Here is a 20,408-nt window from a genome sequence, read left to right as displayed (position 1 = left end):
TGAACAGGAGCGGTATGAAAACGCAGGTGAACATCATCGCCGTCGTGGACGTCATCGGTGCGCTGTCCGTCAAGACGCTGCTCGACGGCAACCTCTGCATGGTCGACGACGGCGCGTTCGACAGCGCCCACCAGGGCACGGCGGACCTCATCACCGTGGTCAAGCCCGGCCAGGTCGTGTCCTGGACCGCGCTCGCCCTCGACCTGCAGACGCCGGTCGAGATCAAGAACATCTCGTTCGAGCCGGCCAATGGGCACAACGGCGCGGCCGCGTCGGGCCCCGCCATGAGCCCGCCCGGTGCCCACCGGACCACGAACGGCGGGGCTCATGGCCAGGCGCACGGTCAGGGCCAGGCGCACGGTCAGGGCCAGGAGGAGTCGGAGGGCGACAAGCTCGACCTCGACGTGTGGACCGGCGTGGTGCCGCACTGGATGACGCCGGGCGTGCCGTACCAGTACCGCCTCGAACTCCAGATGTACGAGGGGTCCAACAGCGTCATGTCCATCGACTCACCCGCGTTGATGTGCCAGTAGCGGACCGCACGACGACGGCAAGGCCGGGAACGACGACGAAGGCGGAATCATGCCCCAACAGTTGGCGATCATCGTGCTCGTGGACGTCGGCAACGCGCTCGCGTCCAGCACGCTCGAAGGCAACACCTATCTGTTCGACAACATGAAGCTGCACGGCTCCGAGAACCAGGGGACCGGCGAGCTGGTGACCGCGATCAACGGCTCCTACTGGCGCGACGGCTCCCAGGCCAGCGAGCAGGTGCTCAACTGGCTGCCGTACAGCCTCGGTTCCATCCCGCCGACCGTGCCCCGCGGCTACGAGGTCGAGCGGGCCCGGCAGACCGACGAGCAGGCGCTCGCCGAGCTGCAGGAGCTCGCGGCCAAGTCGACCGTGCCGAGCGCCGACGCGGAGGCCGAACTCAACCGCATCCGGCGGAGCGTGGGCACCCGGGTCAAGACGACGCGGCGCACCCGGGGCCGGATGTCCGGGCAGAAGATCGTGGACGTCACGGGTCAGGTCGTCACCGAGGACGCGACGGCCGCGGCGAGCTACCCGGCGCCGGTGATCACCGACATCTACGGCGAGGCCGTGGAGTCGAAGATCATGTATCCGGCGGAGTACGGCTCGCCCGACATGGTCACCGACGGCTGGTACTGGTCGGCGACGGTCGACACGTCGCGCCCGGGGACGTACTCGTACATGATGCGCGTCCAGCTGCACAAGCTGGTGCAGACGAACGGTGAACTCCGGTGGGACCCGGTGAACCTGACGTGCGCGTCGGCGCTGAAGATCACCTCCGAGCCGCGGCGCAACGCCTTCACCAAGGCCGGCATCGGCCCGCTGCCCATCCCGTCGACCGCGCGCCCCGGCCGCGGCGCCTGAGCCACCCCCGGACGAGGAGGAACGGATGACCACCAAACCGAGGCGGGAAGCCGCCGTGAAGCGGCCGATCTCCATCACCGCCGTCGTGGACGCCGTCGGCGCGCTCGCGGCCGGCAACATGCACGGCCACCTGTACATGTACGACACGAACAAGTCGGGCGGGTCCACGGGGTTCGGCACCGAGGAGCTGCAGACGAAGGCGCGGCGCGGGGACCAGATCCTGTGGAACTGTCTGGCGCTGGAGTGCGAGGCGTACGTCGCGATCGACGACATCATCATCGACAGGGACGTCTGCGAGCCGGTGCGGAAGGTGTATCCCGGCACCGACGTCGCGTACTGGACGGGGACGGTGAAGAAGGACGCCGGCCCGATCACGTACCAGATCAAGTTCAAGCTCGGCACGCGGGACGAACCGATCACCACCACCCTGTCGTCGTCCCTCGTCGGCTAGGGACCGGGCAGTCATGACGATGTACGCGAAGGAGGCACGGTGAGCACTGCTGCGCACAGCGCGGAGAAGCAGAACCCCGGTCAGCTGAACTCGGTCCAGCTCAACATCGTGACGCTCATCAACATGGAGCGGGCGACGGCGACGGGTTCGCTGAGCGACGCGATGTACATGATGGACAACAGCATCGGCGGCAAGGGGCAGGGCACGTCGTCGCTGGAGACGGTGTGCAAGCAGGGGCAGGTCATCAACTGGATCGTGCGCCCGATCGACATGGAGAAGCGGCTCGACGGCACGTGGCCGCCCATGCCGAAGATCAACAACATCGTCTTCCTCGACACCGAGCTGGGTGACGAGGAGGACGTGGCGGAGCGGCGCATCTTCAACGAGCTGAAGATCTACGGGATGCCCGACCGGATGCGGGACAAGTTCACGCCCGTCTACTACTACTGGGCGGGCACGGTGATGAGCACGACCAAGCCCGGCCTGTACCGGTACCGGCTCGTGATGGAGCTGGAGCAGGAGAACAAGAAGGAGCGGCTGTACCTGAACACGGCCATCCACCCTTCGATCCGGGTCATCCCGGTCTGACCTGCGGTTTCCGTTAACAGATGGCGCTATGAACAAGGTGTATACGCCCTGTGTATAGTGGGCGCATGCCCCCCATGAACACGCCATCTGTCTGCAAGACGACGCACGCGGCCAAGAGGTTGCGTCGTACCGCCCCCGTCCTCGCGGCGGGGGCGGCCCTCACCCTCGCGCTGACCGGGTGCACCAAGCTCGACACCACGTCGCCCAGCACCGTGCGCAAGGACGCGGCCGAGGCGAAGGCCGCGGACCAGGGGAAGTTCGGCACCGTCGACTGCCGCAAGGCGAAGTGCGTGGCCCTGACGTTCGACGCGGGCCCCAGCGAGAACACGCCGAGACTCCTGAAGATCCTCAAGGAGGCGAAGGTCCCGGCCACGTTCTTCACGCTCGGCAAGAACCACATAGAGAAGTACCCCGAGCTCGTGAAGCAGATGGACGCCGAGGGCCACGAGGTCGCGAGCCACACCTGGTCGCACAAGATCCTGACGAAGATCGACGCGGACGAGGCGCGCCGCGAGCTGGAGCGCCCCAACAAGGCGATCGAGAAGCTCATAGGCAAGAAGCCGACGCTGATGCGCCCGCCGCAGGGCCGCACCAACGACGACATCAACAAGCTCTCCAAGGAGCTCGGCCTCTCGGAGATCCTGTGGTCCGTCACCGCGAAGGACTACACGACCAATGACTCCAAGCTGATCACGAAGCGCGTCCTCGACCAGACGAAGCGGGACGGCATCATCCTGCTGCACGACATCTACAAGGGCACCGTGCCGGCCGTCCCCGGCGTCATCGACGGCCTGAAGAAGCGCGGCTACGTCTTCGTGACGGTCCCCCAGCTCCTCGCCCCCGGCAAGGCCGAACCCGGCAAGGTGTACCGCTAGTCATATACCGCCGGTCGCGGGTTCCTCTGGCAGGCTCGAAGGCGTGGCCAACTTCCAGATCACCCGCGACACTGCCCTGCCCGCCGCCGAGGCGTGGCGCAGGCTCACCGCGTGGGAGCGGCACGGCGACGTCGTCCCGCTCACCCGCATCACCGTCGGCACTCCCCCGCCCACCCACGTGGGCACGGTCTTCGTGGCGCGCAGCGCGCTGGGCCCCGTCGGCTTCGACGACGTGATGGAGGTCGTCGAGTGGCGTCCGCCGGAGGGTGCCGCGCCGGGGCGGTGCCGCCTGGAGAAGCGCGGCTCGTTCGTGACGGGCTGGGCGGAGATCGAGGTCTATCCGGCCACCGCGGGCGCGGGTTCCACCATGGTGTGGCGCGAGGATCTGCGCGTACGGGGGCTGCCCGCGCTCTGCGACGGGGCGCTGTCGGCCGTGGCGCGGCGGATGTTCGGGCAGGCCGCGGACCGGCTCCTCGCGGCCGGTCCGGCATGAGTCCGGTGCCGTAGGGCCCTCAGGCGACCGAGCCGATACGCCCGGACAGCTCGCGTGAGCCGTCGTGGTGGATGGGGGTGTGCGCCCCGGTGAGGGAGACCCCGCTGCCGCCCCTGCGGGCGGCGACGATCTCCGCCGCGATGGACACGGCGGTCTCCTCGGGCGTACGGGCCCCCAGGTCGAGGCCGATGGGCGAGCGCAGGCGCGCGAGCTCGAGCTCGGTGACCCCGACCTCGCGAAGCCGCTCGTTGCGGTCCTCGTGCGTACGGCGCGAGCCCATCGCCCCTACGTAGGCGACGGGCAGGCGCAGGGCCAGCTCCAGGAGCGGCACGTCGAACTTGGCGTCGTGGGTGAGGACGCAGAGCACGGTGCGGCCGTCGACCTCCGTGCCCTCCAGGTAGCGGTGCGGCCACTCGACGACGATCTCGTCGGCGTCGGGGAAGCGGGTGGGGGTGGCGAAGACGGGCCGGGCGTCGCACACGGTGACGTGGTAGCCGAGGAACTTGCCCATGCGGACCAGCGCGGACGCGAAGTCGATGGAGCCGAACACGATCATGCGGGGCGGCGGGACGCTGGACTCGACGAGGACCACCAGCGGCTGACCGCACCGCGAGCCGTCCGCGCCGATCTCCACGGTCGCGGTGCGCCCGGCGTCGAGCAGGGCGCGGGCCTCCCCCGCCACCGTGCGGTCCAGCTCGGGGTGGCCGCCGAGGCCGCCCTCGTACGCGCCTGCCCCGTCCGTCGTACGGACGAGAAGAGCGCGGCCGAGGAGCTCGGCGGGCCCGGACGTGACCCGGGCGACGGCGGCCGCCTCCCCCGCGGAGGCCGCGGCCAGGGCGGCAGCGAACACCGGCCTGGACACGGAGTCGGCGCGGACCGGGGTCACGAGGATGTCGATGATGCCGCCGCAGGTCAGACCCACCGCGAAGGCGTCGTCGTCGCTGTAGCCGAACCGTTCGAGGACGGTCTCGCCGTCCTCCAGGGACTGCCGGCACAGTTCGTAGACAGCACCCTCCACACAACCGCCGGAGACCGAGCCGATCGCCGTGCCCTCGCTGTCGACGGCGAGCGCGGCGCCGGGCTGCCGGGGCGCGCTCCCGCCGACCGCCACCACGGTGGCGACGGCGAAGTCACGTCCCTGCTCGACCCACCGGTTCAGCTCGTCGGCGATGTCCAGCATGTCGGCCTCCTCGGGGCTTTCGGGGCTACGGGTGTGCGGAGGGCTCAGCGCCTCAGTGGACGCCCAGCCATCCTTCGATGGGGTTGAGGGCGAAGTAGACGATGAAGATCACCGTCAGCCCCCACATGAAGGCGCCGATCTCGCGCGCCTTGCCCTGCGCGATCTTGATGGCGACCCAGGAGATGACGCCCGCCGCGACACCGGTGGTGATGGTGTACGTGAAGGGCATGAGCACCACGGTCAGGAAGACCGGGATGGCGGTGGCGCGGTCGGCCCAGTCGACGTGCCGGGCGTTCATCATCATCATCGCTCCGATGACGACGAGCGCGGCGGAGGCGACCTCCTGCGGCACGATCGCGGTGAGCGGCGTGAAGAAGAGGCAGGCCGCGAAGAACAGGCCGGTGACGACGGAGGCGAGGCCCGTGCGGGCGCCCTCGCCGACTCCGGTGGCGGACTCGACGAAGACGGTCTGGCCGGAGCCGCCCGCCACGCCGCCGATGGCACCGCCCGCGCCGTCGATGAACAGCGCCTTGGACAGGCCCGGCATGCGGCCCTTGTCGTCGGCGAGGTTGGCCTCGGTGCCGACGCCGATGATGGTGGCCATGGCGTCGAAGAACCCGGCGAGCACCAGGGTGAAGACGATCATGCCGACCGTCATCGCGCCGACCTCGCCCCAGCCGCCGAACTCGACCTCGCCGATGAGCGAGAAGTCGGGCGACGAGATCGCGCTGCCGTGGAGTTCGGGGGCGCCGTTCGCCCACTGCTTGGGGTCGATCACGTCGAGCGCGTTGAGCACGACGGCGATCACGGTGCCGGTGACGATGCCGATCAGGATCGCGCCGGGGGTGTTGCGCGCCTGGAGCATGAAGATGAGGAGCAGGGTGCCCGCGAAGAGCAGCACGGGCCAGCCGGAGAGTTCACCGGCGGGGCCGAGCGAGAGCGGGGTGGCCTTGCCGGGGTGCACGAAGCCGCCCTTGACCAGGCCGATGATGGCGATGAACAGGCCGATGCCCATGGTGATGCCGTGCTTGAGGGCGAGCGGGATCGCGTTCATGATCATCTCGCGGAGCCCGGTGACCACCAGAAGCATGATCACCACGCCGTACATCACGCACATGCCCATGGCCTGCGGCCAGGTCATCTCGGGCGCGACCTGCGAGGAGATCACACCGGACACGGAGAGTCCGGCGGCCAGGGCCAGCGGCACCTTGCCGACGAAGCCCATGAGGAGCGTGGTGACCGCCGCGGCGAGCGCCGTCGCCGTGATCAGGGCCTTCTGGCCCATGGTGTCCCCCGCCGCGTCCTTGCCGGACAGGATCAGCGGGTTGAGCAGGACGATGTACGCCATCGCCATGAAGGTGGTGATACCGCCGCGCACCTCGCGCGCGACCGTGGATCCCCGCCGGGATATGTGAAAGTACCGATCGAGCCAAGACCTGCCGGCCGGGACGCGCGAGCCGGGGCCCGCGTCCTCTGCGGTGGTCTTGGGCTCCACTGACGACTGGGTCATGGTGCCTACTCCCAAGGTTCACAGGGGCACCCGCGGAGTCGCGGGATTTGGGATGGTGCATTGGCTGCACGACCCGGGGGACGGCCCGAGACGAACGACATCTCCCTCGAAGGAAGCGGGGAGTTGAGCTCCGGGCGGTGCGGGTGGCGGAAGTGTGACGTTCCTGGCAGCCGCGCACCGCCCGGAGAACCTTGCTGATCCCCGAGCGGGGGATCCGGTCCCCGAGCGGGGGACCCTCCCTCAGTGAGGGATCACGTGCCGGTGAGGTGTTCGGGACGTACCGGCGTCTTGTTGAGCTCGAGACCCGTCGCGTTCCTGATGGCCGCGAGGACCGCCGGGGTGGACGACAGGGTCGGTGCCTCGCCGATGCCGCGCACGCCGTACGGCGCGTTCGGGTCGGCCAGTTCGAGGTAGTCGACCGGGATGGTCGGCGTGTCGAGGATGGTCGGGAGCAGGTAGTCCGTGAAGGAGGGGTTGCGCACCTTCGCGGTCTTCGGGTCGACGATGATCTCTTCCATCACCGCGACGCCGAGGCCCTGGGTGGTGCCGCCCTGGATCTGCCCGATGACGGAGAGCGGGTTGACCGCCTTGCCGACGTCCTGGGCGCAGGCCAGCTCGATCACCTTGACGAGGCCGAGCTCGGTGTCGACCTCGACCACCGCGCGGTGCGCGGCGAAGGCGTACTGGACGTGGCCGTTGCCCTGTCCCGTGCGCAGGTCGAAGGCCTCGGTGGGGCGGTGCCTGAACTCCTCCTCCACCTCCACGGCCTCGTCCTCAAGGACCTCCACGAGGGTGGTGAGGACCTCGCCGCCGTCGGTGACGACCTTGCCGCCCTCCAGGAGGAGCTCGGCGTTGGCCCACGCCGGGTGGTACGAGCCGAACTTGCGCCGGCCGATCTCCAGGACCTTCTCGCGGACGATCTCGCAGGAGTTCTTGATGGCGCCGCCGGTCATATACGTCTGGCGGCCCGCGGAGGTCGAACCTGCCGAGCCCACCTGGGTGTCGGCGGGGGCGATGGTGACCTGCTGGACACCGAGCTCGGTACGGGCGATCTGCGCGTGGATGGTCACGCCGCCCTGGCCGACCTCGGCCGCGGCGGTGTGGACGGTGGCCACGGCCTCGCCGTTGATGACCTCGATGCGGATCTTCGCGGTCGAGTAGTCGTCGAAGCCCTCGGAGAAGCCGACGTTCTTGATGCCGACCGCGTAGCCGACACCGCGGACGACGCCCTCGCCGTGCGTGGTGTTGGACAGACCGCCGGGCAGCGCGCGGACGTCGGCGCCCTCGCTGGACTCCCACTGGCGCACGGGCGGCAGCGGTCGGGCCTTGACGCGGCGCAGCAGCTCGGCGACGGGGGCGGGCGAGTCGACCGGCTGCCCGGTCGGCATGATCGTGCCCTGCTCCATCGCGTTCTTCTGCCGGAACGCCACCGGGTCCATGCCCAGCTTGGCGGCGACCTTGTCCATCTGGGCCTCGTAGGCGAAGCACGCCTGGACCGCGCCGAAGCCGCGCATGGCGCCGCAGGGCGGGTTGTTGGTGTAGAGGCCGATCGCCTCGATCTCCACGTCGTCGACGACGTACGGGCCGACCGAGAGGGACGAGGCGTTGCCGACGACCGAGGGGGTCGAGGACATGTACGCGCCGCCGTCCAGGACGATCTTGCACTTCATGTGCGTGAGCTTGCCGTCCTTGGTGGCGCCGTGCTCGTAGTAGAGCTTCGCCGGGTGCCGGTGGACGTGGCCGAAGAACGACTCGTACCGGTTGTAGACCATCTTGACGGGCTTGGAGGTGCGCAGGGCGAGGACCGAGGCGAGGATCTGCATCGAGATGTCCTCGCGGCCGCCGAACGCGCCGCCGATGCCCGCCATCGTCATGCGGACCTTCTCCTCGGGCAGGCCGAGGCAGGGCGCGATCTGCTTGAGGTCCGAGTGCAGCCACTGGGTGGCCACGTACAGGTCGACGCCGCCGTCCTCGGAGGGCACGGCGAGGCCGGACTCCGGGCCGAGGAAGGCCTGGTCCTGCATGCCGAACGTGTACTCGCCCTTGACGATCACGTCGGCCTTCTTGGCGGCCTCGTCGGCGTTGCCGCGGATGATCGGCTGGCGGTGCACGATGTTCGGGTGCGGGACGTGCCCGGCGTGGTGGTCGCCGCGGTTCTCGTGCACCAGGATCGCGTCGGGAGCGGTCGCGGACGCCTCGTCCGTGATGACCGGCAGCTCCCTGTACTCGACCTTGATCTTGGCGGCGGCGCGGCGCGCGGTCTCCGGGTGGTCGGCGGCCACGAGGGCCACCGGCTCGCCGTGGTGGCGGACCTTGCCGTACGCGAGGACGGGGGTGTCCTGGTACTCCATGCCGTAGTTCTTCGCCGCCGGCAGGTCGTCGGCGGTCAGGACGGCGTAGACGCCGGAGAGGGCGAGGGCCTCGGAGGTGTCGATGGACACGATCTCGGCGTGGGCGACGGTGGAGCGCAGGACCTGGCCCCAGAGCATCTCCTCGTGCCACATGTCCGAGGAGTACGCGAACTCGCCGGTGACCTTCAGAGTGCCGTCGGGGCGGAGCATCGACTCGCCGACGCCGCCCTTCGTCTGCGAACCCTGGGTGACGTTGGCGGGGATACCTGTGGTGGTGCCGGCCATGATCAGACCACCTCTCCCTGGCGGGCCGCCGCGAGGCGGACCGCGTCGAGGATCTTCTCGTAACCGGTGCAGCGGCACAGGTTGCCCGAGAGCGCCTCGCGGATGTCCGCGTCCGACGGGGTGTCGTTGCGCTCCAGGAGCTCGTCGGCGGCGACGAGCAGACCGGGGGTGCAGAAGCCGCACTGGACGGCGCCCGCGTCGATGAACGCCTGCTGGATCGGGGAGAGTTCGGTGCCCTCGCCGGTCTGGGAGTCAGTGGCCCCGCCGGCAGAATGAGCCTTCCACTGCTGGGCGTCCTGCAGGGACGTGCCGCAGGCGCCGGAGGCGCAGCCGCCGCCCGGGTGGGCGTCCTGGCGGTGCTTGGCGTAGTCGGCGAGGCCCTCGACGGTGGTGACCTCGCGGCCCTCCACCTGTCCGGCCGCGACGAGACACGCACAGACCGGCACGCCGTCGAGACGGACGGTGCAGGAGCCGCACTCGCCCTGCTCGCAGGCGTTCTTGGAGCCCGGGAGCCCCATGCGCTCACGCAGCACGTACAGGAGGGACTCGCCCTCCCACACGTCGTCGGCTTCCTGCTTGCGGCCGTTGACCGTGAAGTTCACGCGCATCATGCGACTCCCTCAGTGCTGCGGCCCTCGCCGCGGTACGACTCCCAGGTCCAGCCGAGCGTGCGGCGGGCCATGATCCCGACGGCGTGCCGGCGGTAGTTCGCCGTTCCGCGCACGTCGTCGATCGGGTTGGCGGCTCCGGAGGCGAGCTCCGCGAACTGCTTGGCGATCGAGGGGGTGATGATCTTCTTGCTGTCCCAGAAGCCGCCCTCTTCGAGCGCCGCGTTCAGGAACTCCTCGGCCGCCTTCGCCCGGATGGGCGTGGGGGCGGCGGAGCCGATGCCGGTCCGCACGGTCCGGGTCTCGGGGTGCAGCGCGATGCCGAAGGCGCACACGGCGATGACCATCGCGTTGCGCGTGCCGACCTTCGAGTACTGCTGCGGTCCTTCCGCCTTCTTGATGTGGACGGACTTGATGAGCTCGTCCGGGGCGAGGGCGTTGCGCTTCACACCGGTGTAGAACTCGTCGATCGGGATGAGGCGGGAGCCCCGCACAGACTCCACCTCGACCTCGCAGTCGGCGGCCAGCAGGGCCGGGTGGGCGTCGCCGGCCGGGGAGGCCGTGCCCAGGTTGCCGCCGACGCCGCCGCGGTTGCGGATCTGCGGGGAGGCGACCGTGTGCGAGGCGAGCGCCAGACCGGGCAGCTCCGTGCGGAGCTCCTCCATGATCTGGGTGTACGGGACGGAGGCACCGAGCCGGACGGTCTCCTCGCCCACCTCCCACTCGCGCAGGTCGCCGATGCGGTTGAGGTCAAGCAGGTACTCGGGACGGCGGTGGTCGAAGTTGATCTCGACCATCACGTCGGTGCCACCCGCAATCGGCACAGCCGTGGGGTGCTCGGCCTTGGCGGCGAGCGCCTCCTCCCAGCTGGCGGGGCGAAGGAAGTCCATGAGGCTCTCTTCTTGTTCGTATCGAGGGTCTTTCGCTTCGAGGGACGGGAGCATTCCGTTCCGGCCACTCGGGCCGTTGGTCCCTCGACTGCTCGTTCATGTGCTGTTAACGCGGAGTGGGCCAAGTACACCGCTCGCCCGTCCGGTGGGGTCAGTCACCGAAACCATGAAGGAGTTGGCTGGCCAAGGCGCGCGTCTTGTAGATTCGTATGAAGAACGGGCCCCAGTAACCTCGCGGGTTCCCCCCGGAAACCCCGGACTCACGGAGGCGCGGGGCCCCGGCGCTACAGAGCGCACATGTTTGTACACACCATTCGAGACAGATCGGCGGCGACGACACCATGCGGCTGCGCGCACTCCTTGACACCGACGCGCTGGGCCTGCGGCTGCTCGGCGGTGAGGACGAGCTGGACCGCACCGTGCGCGGTGTGATGACCACGGACCTGCGGGACCCCAGCCGGTACCTGGCGGGCGGCGAGCTGGTCCTCACCGGCCTCGCCTGGCGTCGCGACGCCTCGGACACGGAGCCCTTCGTACGGATCCTCGCGAGCGCCGGTGTCGCCGCCCTGGCGGCCGGCGAGGCCGAGCTGGGCGACATCCCCGACGACATCGTGCAGGCCTGCGCCCGGCACCGCCTTCCGCTCTTCGCGGTCAACGAGTCCGTGGCCTTCGCGACGATCACCGAACACGTCGTGCGCCAGGTGTCCGGCGAGCGCGCAGGGGACCTGGCCGCCGTCGTCGACCGGCACCGCCGCCTGATGACCTCGGGCCCCGCGGGCGGCGGCCCCGACGTCGTCCTCGACCTGCTCGGCACCGACCTGGACCTGCGGGCCTGGGTCCTGTCCCCCGCGGGACGCGTGATCGCCGGATCGGCCGCGGCCGGAAACGCCCTGCCCGCGCCGCTGTGCGCCCGCCTCGCCGGGGAGCACCTCGCGGCCGTCAGGACGGGGCGGCGCGGCCCGCACCGCGTGACGGTCGACTCCGTCACGTACTCGCTGTTCCCCATTCGGACCAGTGGGCGCGGAGCGGCCGGCGCCTCGCGCGACGTGCGCGAGTCCGTCCTCTCCGACTGGGTCCTCGCGGTCGAGGCCGACGCGGGCGACTGGCCCGAGGAGCGGCTCGACCTGCTCCAGGGCGTGACCCAGCTGATCGCGGTGGAGCGCGACCGGCGCGACGCGGCCCGCACGGTGCGCCGCCGCCTGGCCCAGGAGGTCCTGGAGCTGGTGCAGACCGGCGCCGCCCCCGCCGAGATCGCGGCCCGGCTGCGCGTCGCCGCCCCGGTGCTGCTGCCCGGTCTCGGCACGGCTCCGCACTGGCAGGTCGTGGTCGCGCGCGTGGAGTGGGAGGGCGGGGAGATCGACGGCGGTCCCGTCGCCCAGTCGCTCCTGGAGGAGATCCTCGTCGACCCGACGGCGTCGGGCCCCGAGCCGTCCGACCGGATCGCCGTCGCCCACACCGGCGACGAGGCGATCGCCCTCGTGCCGCTGCCCGCGGTCCCCGGCGAGCACGAGGGCCCGGAGACGGGCCTGCTCGCCGACGCGCTCCTCGCCTCCGTGCACGACCCGCTGGCGGCGGGCCTGGACGGCGACGGCCGCCTCACGCTCGGCGTCAGCGCGTCCGTTCACTCGGCGGAGGGGCTGCGCGGCGCCCTGGAGGAGGCGCGGCACGCCCGCCGGGTCGCCGCGGCGCGCCCGGGGCGGGTCTGCGCGGCCGGGCACCAGGAGCTGGCCTCGCACGTGCTGCTGCTGCCGTTCGTGCCGGACGACGTGCGCCGGGCGTTCACGGCGCGGCTCCTCGACCCGCTGCGCGAGTACGACCAGCGCCACCGCGCGGAGCTCATCCCGACCCTGGAGGCGTTCCTCGACAGCGACGGCTCGTGGACGCGCTGCGCGGCGCGGCTGCACCTCCACGTCAACACGCTGCGCTACCGGGTGGGCCGTATCGAGCAGTTGACGGGTCGTGACCTGTCGCGCCTGGAGGACAAGCTCGATTTCTTCCTCGCGCTGCGCATGAGCTGAGGTCATCGGGTACGGGCCCGGTCCGCGGTGACGAACCGCCGGCCGGGCCCGTCCCGTTTCCTTGCCCGCCCTTTGTGAATTCTTTCACCCAGCCTCTTGGCCCGGTGCCGCGATCCATGCTGAGATTCGCCCACGACTCAACAGCTCAATGGTGTGCTCGGGGAGGGCAACGTGGCGCATACCGCCATGTCTGGTACCGGAACGACTGCAGAGCACGATCCACTCCAGACCGCGGTATGGCGGCTGCGCTCACGCGGCTGCTGGACCGACGCTGCGGCGCTGCTCGCCTCACGGGCGGGGGCTGCGGCGGCACTTCAGAGGACGGCGCTCCTCGTCGAGCGGTGCCTGTTCACCGGGGACGGCTGGGGCGAGGCGGAGGACGGTCTGCGGACCGCGGAGGCGCTCGCCGAGGACGACGACGACCGGGGCGCGGCGGCCTGCGAGCGGGGCCAACTGGCGTACGCCTCCACGGTCTTGAACGTACGCGACCGGGCCGACGAAGCGCGTACGGCGCTCGGCAGGGCGGCCGCGCTGCTCGCCCCGAACGCACCGGGGCGCCCGCTGCTCGACTTCCGCCGCGGTCTGATCGCGGAGCACATCGCGGACTCCCCGCAGTCGGCGAAGGCGGCGTACCGGCGGGCCCACGCGGGCGCCACCGCCCACTCCGACCCGCTCCTCCTCTCCTTCACCTGGCGCCATCTGGCCGGACTCGCCCTGCGGGACGGGGAGTTGGCGGAGGCGCGGCACGGTTTCGCGGAGTCCCTGCGCATCCGCGAGGAGCTCGGCTACCTGGTCGGCACGGCCCCGGCGCTCGCCGCCCTGGCCGACGCGGAACCAGAACCGGAAGCCACCCGCCTCCGAGCCGAGGCCACCCGCCTCTTCCGCCTCCTCGGCGGCGTCCCGTCCTGGCTGGCCCAGCACCTGCAGCCACCGGCCGCGGCGGTCTGAACCCTCAGCCCGACGCCCCCGTGAAGTGTTCGCGGACCAGGGATGAGACCACCGGGAGGTCCTGGGTGGTGAGGGCGTCCAGGAGGGCCATGTGTTCGGCCGCGTCGGCGATCAGGTCGGCGCGGCGGGCCGCGACGGGGCCGGTCGACAGGGGCCACTGCGAGCGGCGGTGCAGGTCTTCCGCGACCTGGACCAGCTGCTGGTTGCCGGAGAGGGAGAGGACCGCGCCGTGGAAGGCGCGGTCGGACTCGGCGTAGCGGGCGAGGTCGCCGCCCGCCGCCGCCGTCGCGGTCGCCTCGGCCAGCGGCCGCAGTTCCGCCCAGCGCGCCGCGGGCACCGTGCGGGCAAGGCGCAGCATCACCGGGACCTCGATCAGGGCCCGCACCTCGGCGAGCTCCGCCAGTTCCCGCGCGCCGCGCTCGACGACGCGGAAGCCGCGGTTGGGGACGACCTCCACCGCGCCCTCGGTGGCCAGCTGCTGCATCGCCTCGCGGACGGGCGTCGCGGAGACGCCGAAGCGGTCGGCGAGGGCCGGTGCCGAGTAGACCTCGCCGGGCGCGAGCTCGCCGCCGACGAGCGCGGCCCGCAGCGCGGCGAGGATCTGACCGCGCACGGAGCTGCGCCGGACCGCCTGACGCGCTCGGGCCTGACGCGCTCCCGCCTGTTCGGGCACCCGGACACGCGGCGCCCCGGCGAGGGGACTCCCCTCGCGTGCTCCGGTCTGCTCCACCGCGTGTCCCGCCCGCCTCTGATCGCCCTGATCGTTCTGAAAGGTACGAGAGGCACCCTAGGCGGACAGAGCCGGAGTTGAAACATCGATCACGTCGGGTAAGGTAAGGCTAACCTGCTATCGATCGCGATTCGGTGGTCCCGCGCATGTCCGTACCCACGTTGGCCGCACCCGCCCAGGGCGCCCCCAGTGCCGTAGCGGACTCCTACGCCCGTCTGGGCGAGGTGTACTCCGGACTGCACATCACCGAGCTCGGTCACGAGGAACAGGCCCCACAGGGCGGCGGCTGGGTCACCGCCGCCCGGCTCGCGGAGGGCGGGGCCGACCTCGACGCGTTCCTGGCATGGGACAACGCACAGGTCCTCAAGGACTACGGCACCCAGGCCCGCCCGGACGTGATCGCGAGCTTCGGCCTGCACCGCTACGCCTGGCCGGCCACGCTGCTCATCACGGTCCCCTGGTTCCTGCAGCGCCGCGTCCCCCGCTTCCCGGTCGCGGACGTCTCCTTCCAGCGCACGCTCGGCCGCATGGCCGTACGTGCGGACGGCTTCGCCTGCCTGCCGGACGACCCGGCGGCGGCGCGGCCCGACGCCCGCGTCGTACCGGACGAGGAGGCCCTGCGCGCGGAGGTGCGGGCCTCGGTCGCCGAACACCTGGGTCCGCTGCTCGACGGCTTCGGGCCGCGGATGCGACGCCGCTCGCGCGCCCTGTGGAGCGTCGCCACGGACGAGATCGTCGAGGGTCTCTGGTACGTGGCGCACCTCCTCGGCGAGGAGCAGCGGGCGATGACGGAGCTGGAGCGGCTGCTGCCCGGCGCCACCAAGCCGTACGTCGGCACGGCCGGCTTCCGGGAGCTGACGGGCCCGAACGGCGAGTCGCTGCCGACCCGCGACCGGGCGAGCTGCTGCATGTTCTACACGCTGCGCCCCGACGACACCTGCGTCACCTGCCCGCGCACCTGCGACGCGGAGCGCGTCGCGCGGCTGAGCGCGGACGCCGAGGCGACCGCCTCCGCCTGAGCCACCGCTTCGGTCCGAACCACCGCCGCAGTCCGAACCACCGTTTCGAGCGCGTTTAATCGAACTCAACTTCCGGTATTGCACCGCGAGTTCGAGCAAAAGTACGCCGTGTGTGCTCCCGCGCACCCCCATGGCGTCTTCTTGCGCCGAAACCCCGTGGGGTCCCTCCGGGTTGGGTCAATATGGCGCCCGTTACGCCCTACCGCAATGCAAGGGACCCCCAGATGAGACTGACCGACATATCGCTGGACTGGCTGCTCCCGGGTGGCGTCCTGCTCCTGGGCCTGCTGGTGGCGGTTGCGGTGCTCACGCGCGGCAAGCGAGGCCACGCCAAAGCAGCCAAGGGAAGCGCGAGCGACGAGTCGTGGGAGCGCAGCGAGGAGCGCCGCAGACGCAAGGAAGCCGTCTACGGAACCGCGTCCTACGTCCTCCTGTTCTGCTGCGCGGCCGTCGCCGCGGCGCTCTCCTTCCACGGCCTGGTCGGCTTCGGCCGGCAGAACCTCAGCCTCTCCGGCGGCTGGGAGTATCTGGTCCCGTTCGGCCTCGACGGCGCGGCGATGTTCTGCTCCGTCCTCGCCGTGCGCGAGGCGAGCCACGGCGACGCGGCCCTCGGTTCGCGGCTGCTCGTGTGGACGTTCGCGGGCGCGGCCGCCTGGTTCAACTGGGTGCACGCGCCGCGGGGTCTCGGCCACGCGGGCGCCCCGCAGTTCTTCGCGGGCATGTCCCTCTCGGCGGCGGTCCTCTTCGACCGCGCGCTGAAGCAGACCCGCAGGGCCGCGCTGCGCGAGCAGGGTCTGGTGCCGCGACCGCTGCCGCAGATCCGCATCGTGCGGTGGCTGCGGGCGCCCCGTGAGACCTTCGGGGCCTGGTCGCTGATGCTCCTCGAAGGCGTACGCACCCTGGACGAGGCCGTCGAGGAGGTCCGGGAGGACCGCCGCGAGAAGGAGCAGACGCGGCTGCGCAGGCGCGATCAGGAGAAGCTGGAGCGCGCCCAGCTCAAGGCCCTCAGCCGGGGCCAGCGCAACTGGCAGGGCCGCGGCGGCGGCCGTCAGGTGGACGTACAGGCCGTCGCACCGGCCGCCGGGTCCGCGCAGGTCGGCGCGGACCCTGCCATAGCGGCGCAGGAACAGCTGCCGGTGCGCTCCCGTCCCTCCCTCCAGGCCGTCAGGAACGGCCCTGACGGTGCGGCTCCCGTCGCGCCCGTCACCGTCGACCTCACGGCCGAGGACGACACGCAGGCCCTGCCCCGGCTCGACTCGCTGGAGCGGAAACTGAAGGATCTGGAACAGCAGTTCGGCTGATCCACGGGCCGTACGGCGGCGGTGTGCTCATGCCGCGCCGCCGCCGTCCAGCTCGAACCAGACCGCCTTCCCCACGCCGTGCGCCCGTACTCCCCAGGCGTCGGCGAGGGACTGCACCAGGACCAGGCCCCTGCCGCTCGTACCGTCGTCGGCGTTCGGTACCCGCGGTTCGGGCCGGTGGCCCACGAAGTCCCGCACCTCCACGCGCAGGCCGTGCGGGCCGACGGTCGCCGTGACGACCGCCTCGTGATCGGTGTGCACCAGTGCGTTCGTGACCAGTTCACTGGTGAGGAGTTCGGCTATCTCGCTCTTTCCCGGCTTTCCCCAGTGCCGCAGAAGTTCCCTCAGGGATTTCCTGACCTCGGACACCGCGCGCAGATCCGCTCTCCCCAGCCGCCGCGTGAGTTGGCCCTTGTCGGACTCGCCCCGCGTCTCACCGGTCCTCTCGTCCTGTATTTCCGGTGAAGAGGCCCCGAGATTCCCGGGACCGCCCCCTCGTGAGTGCCTCGTCATGACCCCCGCCCACAAAGCGATGTCTCTGCCTCCCTTTCGAACAGCCTCACGGGATGCATGCCCCGGGCGGGTCACGGCACGCTTGTCGAATCATCAATCAATGGTGGTGGGTGCATCCGGGAGTTCAGGGGAAGTGAAGCGGTGGACCCCACCGTCGAGCGTCCCGAGGAGCACGAGTGCACGACGACAGACTGCTGGTGGAAGGCCGCCTGGAGCGGGCGCTGCGCCAGTTCATCCGGCCCGCCCAGTACACCCGGCGCACGCCGCTGACCCTCTCCGTGTGGCACGCGCCGGGCGAGCCGGTGCCCGTCGGGACCGCGCTCGAAGCGGAGTACGAGCCCTTCGAGACCGGCACCGAGTGGGGAAATCCCTGGTCGACCAGTTGGTTCCGCATTCAAGGGCAGGTGCCCGACGAGTGGCGGGGGCGCCGCGTCGAGGCCGTGATCGATCCCGGGTTCACCGGTGAAGGGCCCGGCTTCCAGGCGGAGGGGCTCGTCTACGACGCGGCGGGCGTTCCCCTCAAAGGCGTTCACCCGCGCAATCGGCATATTCCGGTGGCCTCCCCTGCTCAGGGCGGCGAACCGGTGCACCTACTTCTCGAAGCGGCGGCCAATCCGGCCGTTCTGCACGACTTCGTGCCGACACCGTTGGGCGACGTACTGACCGCAGGCAATACCCCGATCTACCGATTCGCGTCTGCCGACCTCGCCGTACTGAACGAGGACGTCTGGCAGCTGATCCTCGACATCGAGGTCCTCTCCGAGCTCATGCGGGAACTGGACGCCGACCGTCCGCGCCGGCACGAGATCCTGCGCGCCCTGGAGGACATGCTCGACGCCCTCGATCTGCACGACGTGCCGGGCACGGCCGCCGCCGCGCGGGCCGAACTCGCCGACGTCCTCGCGCGGCCCGCGCACGCCAGCGCCCACCGCGTATCGGCAGCCGGACACGCGCATATCGACTCGGCGTGGCTGTGGCCCCTGCGCGAGACGGTGCGCAAGGCCTCGCGGACCTTTGCCAACGTGACGGCGCTGGCCGAGGAGTATCCGGAGCTGGTCTTCGCCTGCTCGCAGGCCCAGCAGTACGCGTGGGTCAAGGAGCATCAGCCGCACATCTGGGAGCGCATCAAGAAGGCGGTCGCGGACGGCACCTGGGCGCCGGTGGGCTCGATGTGGGTCGAGTCGGACGCCAACATGCCGGGCGGCGAGGCGCTGGCCCGGCAGATCACGCACGGCATGCGGTTCTTCCGCGAGGAGCTCGGCGTCGAGACGGAGGAGATCTGGCTGCCGGACTCCTTCGGATACACCGCCGCCTTCCCGCAGCTGGCGAAGCTCGCGGGCGTTCGCTGGTTCCTCACGCAGAAACTGAGCTGGAACCAGTCCAACAAGATGCCGCACCACACCTTCTGGTGGGAGGGCATCGACGGGACCCGCGTCTTCACCCACTTCCCGCCCGTGGACACGTACAACTCGCAGCTCCACGGCGCCGAACTCGCGCACGCCGAGCGGAACTTCGCCGACAAGGGGCGCGCCTCCCGCTCACTGGTGCCGTTCGGCTGGGGCGACGGAGGAGGCGGTCCCACCCGCGAGATGATGGAGCGGGCACGGCGGCTGCGCTCTCTGGAGGGGTCGCCGCGCGTCGAGATCGAGAAGCCCTCGGCGTTCTTCGCGGCGGCCGAGGAGGAGTACGGCGCGCAGGCCCCGGTCTGGTCCGGCGAGCTCTACCTGGAGCTGCACCGCGCCACGTACACCACCCAGGCCGCCACCAAGCGCGGCAACCGCCGCAGCGAACACGCCTTGCGTGAGGCCGAGTTGTGGTGCACGGCGGCCGCGGTGCGCGATCCCGCGTACGTCTACCCGTACGACACGCTGGACCGGCTGTGGAAGACGGTGCTGCTGCACCAGTTCCACGACATCCTGCCCGGCTCGTCGATCGCCTGGGTGCACCGGGAGGCCCGCGACACCTACGAGCGGGTCCTCGCCGAACTCGACGAGATCACCTCGGCGGCCGTGCGTTCGCTCGGCGCGGGCGGGCCCGCGGTGCTGAACGCCTCGCCGTACGCGCGCAGCGAGGTCGTCGACCCCGGTGACGGCATGCTGGTGCGGGTCGACGTGCCCGCGCTCGGCACGCAGAGCCTCGACGCGGCACGGGACGCCGGGACGGGCGCGGTCGCGCACACCACCGGCGAGACGATCCTGCTCACCAACGAGCACCTGAGCGTCACCGTCGACGCCGCCGGTCTTCTCGCCTCCGTCAAGGACCTGGACGCGGGCCGCGAGGTGCTCGCCGCCCCCGGCAACCTCCTCCAGCTGCACCCCGACCATCCCACGCACTACGACGCGTGGGACCTCGACAAGCACTACCGGCGCCGGCACACCGACCTCACGGACGCCGACTCCGTCGAGCTCGTCGAGGACGGGCCGCTGCGGGTCGCGGTGCGGGTCGTGCGGACCTTCGGGGCGTCGCGGATCACGCAGGAGATCCGGCTCGCGGCGGGCAGCAGGCGCCTGGACGTCGTCACGGACGTCGACTGGCGGGAGTCGGAGAAGGTCCTCAAGGCGGCCTTCCCCCTCGACGTGCACGCCGAGCGGTCCGCCGCCGAGATCCAGTTCGGCCATGTGCACCGGCCCACGCACGCCAACACGGGCTGGGACGCGGCGCGTTACGAGATCTGCGCGCACCGCTGGCTGCGGGTGGCGGAGGAGGGGTACGGCGTCGCGGTGCTCAACGACGCGACGTACGGCCACGACGTGACGCGCACCGAGCACGGCGACACGCTCGGCACCACGGTCCGCCTCACGCTGCTGCGGGCCCCGCACAGCCCGGACCCGGAGACCGACCAGGGCAGGCACCGCTTCACGTACGCGCTGCTGCCCGGGGCCGGGACCGGCGACGCGGTGGCGGAGGGCCTCGCGCTCAACCTGCCGCTGCGCGTCACCGACTCCCCCGTCCTCCCCTCCCTGGTGGACGTCGACCACCCGGCGGTCACGGTCGAGTCGGTGAAACTCGCGGACGACCGCGGCGGCGACGTGATCGTGCGGCTCTACGAATCGCGCGGCGGCCGGGCGGCGGCCACGCTCCGCACGTCTTTCCCCGTCGCGCGGGCCGAGGTGACGGACCTGCTGGAACGTCCGCTGCACGAGGCGGGGACGGGCGAGGCGGGTCTCGCGCTCGCGCTGCGGCCGTTCCAGATCGTCACGCTGCGGCTGCGCCCGGCCTGACGCGTTCCGGTGCCGGGGCCGGGGGGCTGGGC

Annotated in this window: 18 protein-coding genes; 11 read left to right on the top strand and 7 right to left on the bottom strand. The window is 71.1% G+C overall.

Annotated features, from left to right (window positions below; all coding sequences use genetic code 11):
• Window positions 1-14: 14 nt before the first annotated feature.
• The 6 genes from DEJ49_RS29210 (at window position 15) to DEJ49_RS29185 (ending at window position 3,802) form a co-directional block, all read left to right on the top strand.
• Window positions 15-533: a hypothetical protein gene (locus DEJ49_RS29210; protein ID WP_150186869.1), complete on the top strand. Its 519-nt coding sequence runs from the start codon at window positions 15-17 to the stop codon at window positions 531-533.
• 49 nt (window positions 534-582) lie between these two features.
• The gene (locus DEJ49_RS29205) at window positions 583-1,395 is read left to right on the top strand and encodes a hypothetical protein (RefSeq protein ID WP_150186868.1); all 813 of its coding nucleotides are present in this window, start codon (window positions 583-585) and stop codon (window positions 1,393-1,395) included.
• Window positions 1,396-1,420: 25 nt separating this feature from the next.
• Window positions 1,421-1,846 carry a hypothetical protein gene (locus DEJ49_RS29200; RefSeq protein WP_150186867.1) on the top strand — a complete coding sequence of 142 codons (426 nt, stop codon included), beginning with the start codon at window positions 1,421-1,423 and terminating at the stop codon, window positions 1,844-1,846.
• A gap of 39 nt (window positions 1,847-1,885) precedes the next feature.
• Window positions 1,886-2,434, top strand: coding sequence for a hypothetical protein (locus tag DEJ49_RS29195; protein WP_150186866.1), 549 nt, complete (start codon window positions 1,886-1,888; stop codon window positions 2,432-2,434).
• A gap of 65 nt (window positions 2,435-2,499) precedes the next feature.
• Entirely contained in the window at window positions 2,500-3,309 is an 810-nt protein-coding gene (locus tag DEJ49_RS29190) for a polysaccharide deacetylase family protein (RefSeq protein WP_317850472.1), read from the top strand.
• A gap of 43 nt (window positions 3,310-3,352) precedes the next feature.
• A complete protein-coding gene (locus DEJ49_RS29185; protein WP_150186865.1) occupies window positions 3,353-3,802 on the top strand; it encodes an SRPBCC family protein in 450 nt (149 codons plus the stop codon).
• Window positions 3,803-3,821: 19 nt separating this feature from the next.
• Here DEJ49_RS29185 and DEJ49_RS29180 read toward each other — a convergent pair whose 3' ends face one another.
• From DEJ49_RS29180 to DEJ49_RS29160, 5 genes are all read right to left on the bottom strand, one after another.
• Window positions 3,822-4,982 carry an XdhC family protein gene (locus tag DEJ49_RS29180; RefSeq protein WP_150186864.1) on the bottom strand — a complete coding sequence of 387 codons (1,161 nt, stop codon included), beginning with the start codon at window positions 4,980-4,982 and terminating at the stop codon, window positions 3,822-3,824.
• Between the two features lie 52 nt (window positions 4,983-5,034).
• On the bottom strand, window positions 5,035-6,492 hold the full coding sequence (locus tag DEJ49_RS29175) for an NCS2 family permease (RefSeq protein ID WP_150186863.1): 1,458 nt from the start codon (window positions 6,490-6,492) through the stop codon (window positions 5,035-5,037).
• A 251-nt stretch (window positions 6,493-6,743) separates the two neighbouring features.
• Complete coding sequence (locus DEJ49_RS29170; RefSeq protein ID WP_150186862.1) at window positions 6,744-9,128, bottom strand: xanthine dehydrogenase family protein molybdopterin-binding subunit; 2,385 nt, start codon at window positions 9,126-9,128, stop codon at window positions 6,744-6,746.
• 2 nt (window positions 9,129-9,130) lie between these two features.
• The gene (locus DEJ49_RS29165) at window positions 9,131-9,736 is read right to left on the bottom strand and encodes a (2Fe-2S)-binding protein (RefSeq protein WP_150188543.1); all 606 of its coding nucleotides are present in this window, start codon (window positions 9,734-9,736) and stop codon (window positions 9,131-9,133) included.
• On the bottom strand, window positions 9,736-10,626 hold the full coding sequence (locus DEJ49_RS29160; protein ID WP_150186861.1) for an FAD binding domain-containing protein: 891 nt from the start codon (window positions 10,624-10,626) through the stop codon (window positions 9,736-9,738). The genes DEJ49_RS29165 and DEJ49_RS29160 overlap by 1 nt, the downstream gene beginning before the upstream one ends.
• Window positions 10,627-10,967: 341 nt before the next feature.
• Between DEJ49_RS29160 and DEJ49_RS29155 the strand changes: the two genes are divergently transcribed.
• Both DEJ49_RS29155 and DEJ49_RS29150 read left to right on the top strand, forming a co-directional pair.
• Complete coding sequence (locus DEJ49_RS29155; protein WP_150186860.1) at window positions 10,968-12,644, top strand: PucR family transcriptional regulator; 1,677 nt, start codon at window positions 10,968-10,970, stop codon at window positions 12,642-12,644.
• A 186-nt stretch (window positions 12,645-12,830) separates the two neighbouring features.
• Window positions 12,831-13,592 (top strand): hypothetical protein, encoded by a 762-nt coding sequence (locus tag DEJ49_RS29150; protein ID WP_223833034.1) that lies wholly within the window; start codon window positions 12,831-12,833, stop codon window positions 13,590-13,592.
• Window positions 13,593-13,596: 4 nt separating this feature from the next.
• On the opposite strand, the gene DEJ49_RS29145 is transcribed toward DEJ49_RS29150, so the two are convergent.
• Window positions 13,597-14,322, bottom strand: coding sequence for a GntR family transcriptional regulator (locus DEJ49_RS29145; RefSeq protein WP_150186858.1), 726 nt, complete (start codon window positions 14,320-14,322; stop codon window positions 13,597-13,599).
• 146 nt (window positions 14,323-14,468) lie between these two features.
• On the opposite strand from DEJ49_RS29145, the gene DEJ49_RS29140 reads away from it, so the two are divergent.
• Together DEJ49_RS29140 and DEJ49_RS29135 are read left to right on the top strand one after the other, a co-directional pair.
• The gene (locus DEJ49_RS29140) at window positions 14,469-15,341 is read left to right on the top strand and encodes a (2Fe-2S)-binding protein (protein WP_150186857.1); all 873 of its coding nucleotides are present in this window, start codon (window positions 14,469-14,471) and stop codon (window positions 15,339-15,341) included.
• Between the two features lie 224 nt (window positions 15,342-15,565).
• Window positions 15,566-16,642 (top strand): DUF2637 domain-containing protein, encoded by a 1,077-nt coding sequence (locus tag DEJ49_RS29135; protein ID WP_150186856.1) that lies wholly within the window; start codon window positions 15,566-15,568, stop codon window positions 16,640-16,642.
• Window positions 16,643-16,669: 27 nt separating this feature from the next.
• On the opposite strand, the gene DEJ49_RS29130 is transcribed toward DEJ49_RS29135, so the two are convergent.
• Window positions 16,670-17,155: an ATP-binding protein gene (locus tag DEJ49_RS29130; protein ID WP_190329478.1), complete on the bottom strand. Its 486-nt coding sequence runs from the start codon at window positions 17,153-17,155 to the stop codon at window positions 16,670-16,672.
• Between the two features lie 176 nt (window positions 17,156-17,331).
• On the opposite strand from DEJ49_RS29130, the gene DEJ49_RS29125 reads away from it, so the two are divergent.
• Window positions 17,332-20,376: an alpha-mannosidase gene (locus DEJ49_RS29125; RefSeq protein ID WP_150186855.1), complete on the top strand. Its 3,045-nt coding sequence runs from the start codon at window positions 17,332-17,334 to the stop codon at window positions 20,374-20,376.
• The last annotated feature ends 32 nt before the right edge of the window (window positions 20,377-20,408 follow it).

Origin of the sequence: Streptomyces venezuelae, assembly GCF_008642335.1 — a bacterium.
Classification (GTDB): Bacteria; Actinomycetota; Actinomycetes; order Streptomycetales; family Streptomycetaceae; genus Streptomyces; species Streptomyces venezuelae_F.
Note: the sequence above shows the minus strand (reverse complement) of the source record. Positions and strands in the feature narration are given on the sequence as shown.

Coding starts and splice junctions, on each gene's coding strand:
- DEJ49_RS29190 (WP_317850472.1), top strand. CDS start 2,500: ATGCCCCCCATGAACACGCCATCTGTCTGCAAGACGACGCACGCGGCC.
- DEJ49_RS29180 (WP_150186864.1), bottom strand. CDS start 4,982: ATGCTGGACATCGCCGACGAGCTGAACCGGTGGGTCGAGCAGGGACGT.
- DEJ49_RS29160 (WP_150186861.1), bottom strand. CDS start 10,626: ATGGACTTCCTTCGCCCCGCCAGCTGGGAGGAGGCGCTCGCCGCCAAG.
- DEJ49_RS29140 (WP_150186857.1), top strand. CDS start 14,469: ATGTCCGTACCCACGTTGGCCGCACCCGCCCAGGGCGCCCCCAGTGCC.
- DEJ49_RS29150 (WP_223833034.1), top strand. CDS start 12,831: ATGTCTGGTACCGGAACGACTGCAGAGCACGATCCACTCCAGACCGCG.
- DEJ49_RS29130 (WP_190329478.1), bottom strand. CDS start 17,155: ATGACGAGGCACTCACGAGGGGGCGGTCCCGGGAATCTCGGGGCCTCT.
- DEJ49_RS29210 (WP_150186869.1), top strand. CDS start 15: ATGAAAACGCAGGTGAACATCATCGCCGTCGTGGACGTCATCGGTGCG.
- DEJ49_RS29175 (WP_150186863.1), bottom strand. CDS start 6,492: ATGACCCAGTCGTCAGTGGAGCCCAAGACCACCGCAGAGGACGCGGGC.
- DEJ49_RS29135 (WP_150186856.1), top strand. CDS start 15,566: ATGAGACTGACCGACATATCGCTGGACTGGCTGCTCCCGGGTGGCGTC.
- DEJ49_RS29205 (WP_150186868.1), top strand. CDS start 583: ATGCCCCAACAGTTGGCGATCATCGTGCTCGTGGACGTCGGCAACGCG.
- DEJ49_RS29155 (WP_150186860.1), top strand. CDS start 10,968: ATGCGGCTGCGCGCACTCCTTGACACCGACGCGCTGGGCCTGCGGCTG.
- DEJ49_RS29200 (WP_150186867.1), top strand. CDS start 1,421: ATGACCACCAAACCGAGGCGGGAAGCCGCCGTGAAGCGGCCGATCTCC.
- DEJ49_RS29170 (WP_150186862.1), bottom strand. CDS start 9,128: ATGGCCGGCACCACCACAGGTATCCCCGCCAACGTCACCCAGGGTTCG.
- DEJ49_RS29165 (WP_150188543.1), bottom strand. CDS start 9,736: ATGCGCGTGAACTTCACGGTCAACGGCCGCAAGCAGGAAGCCGACGAC.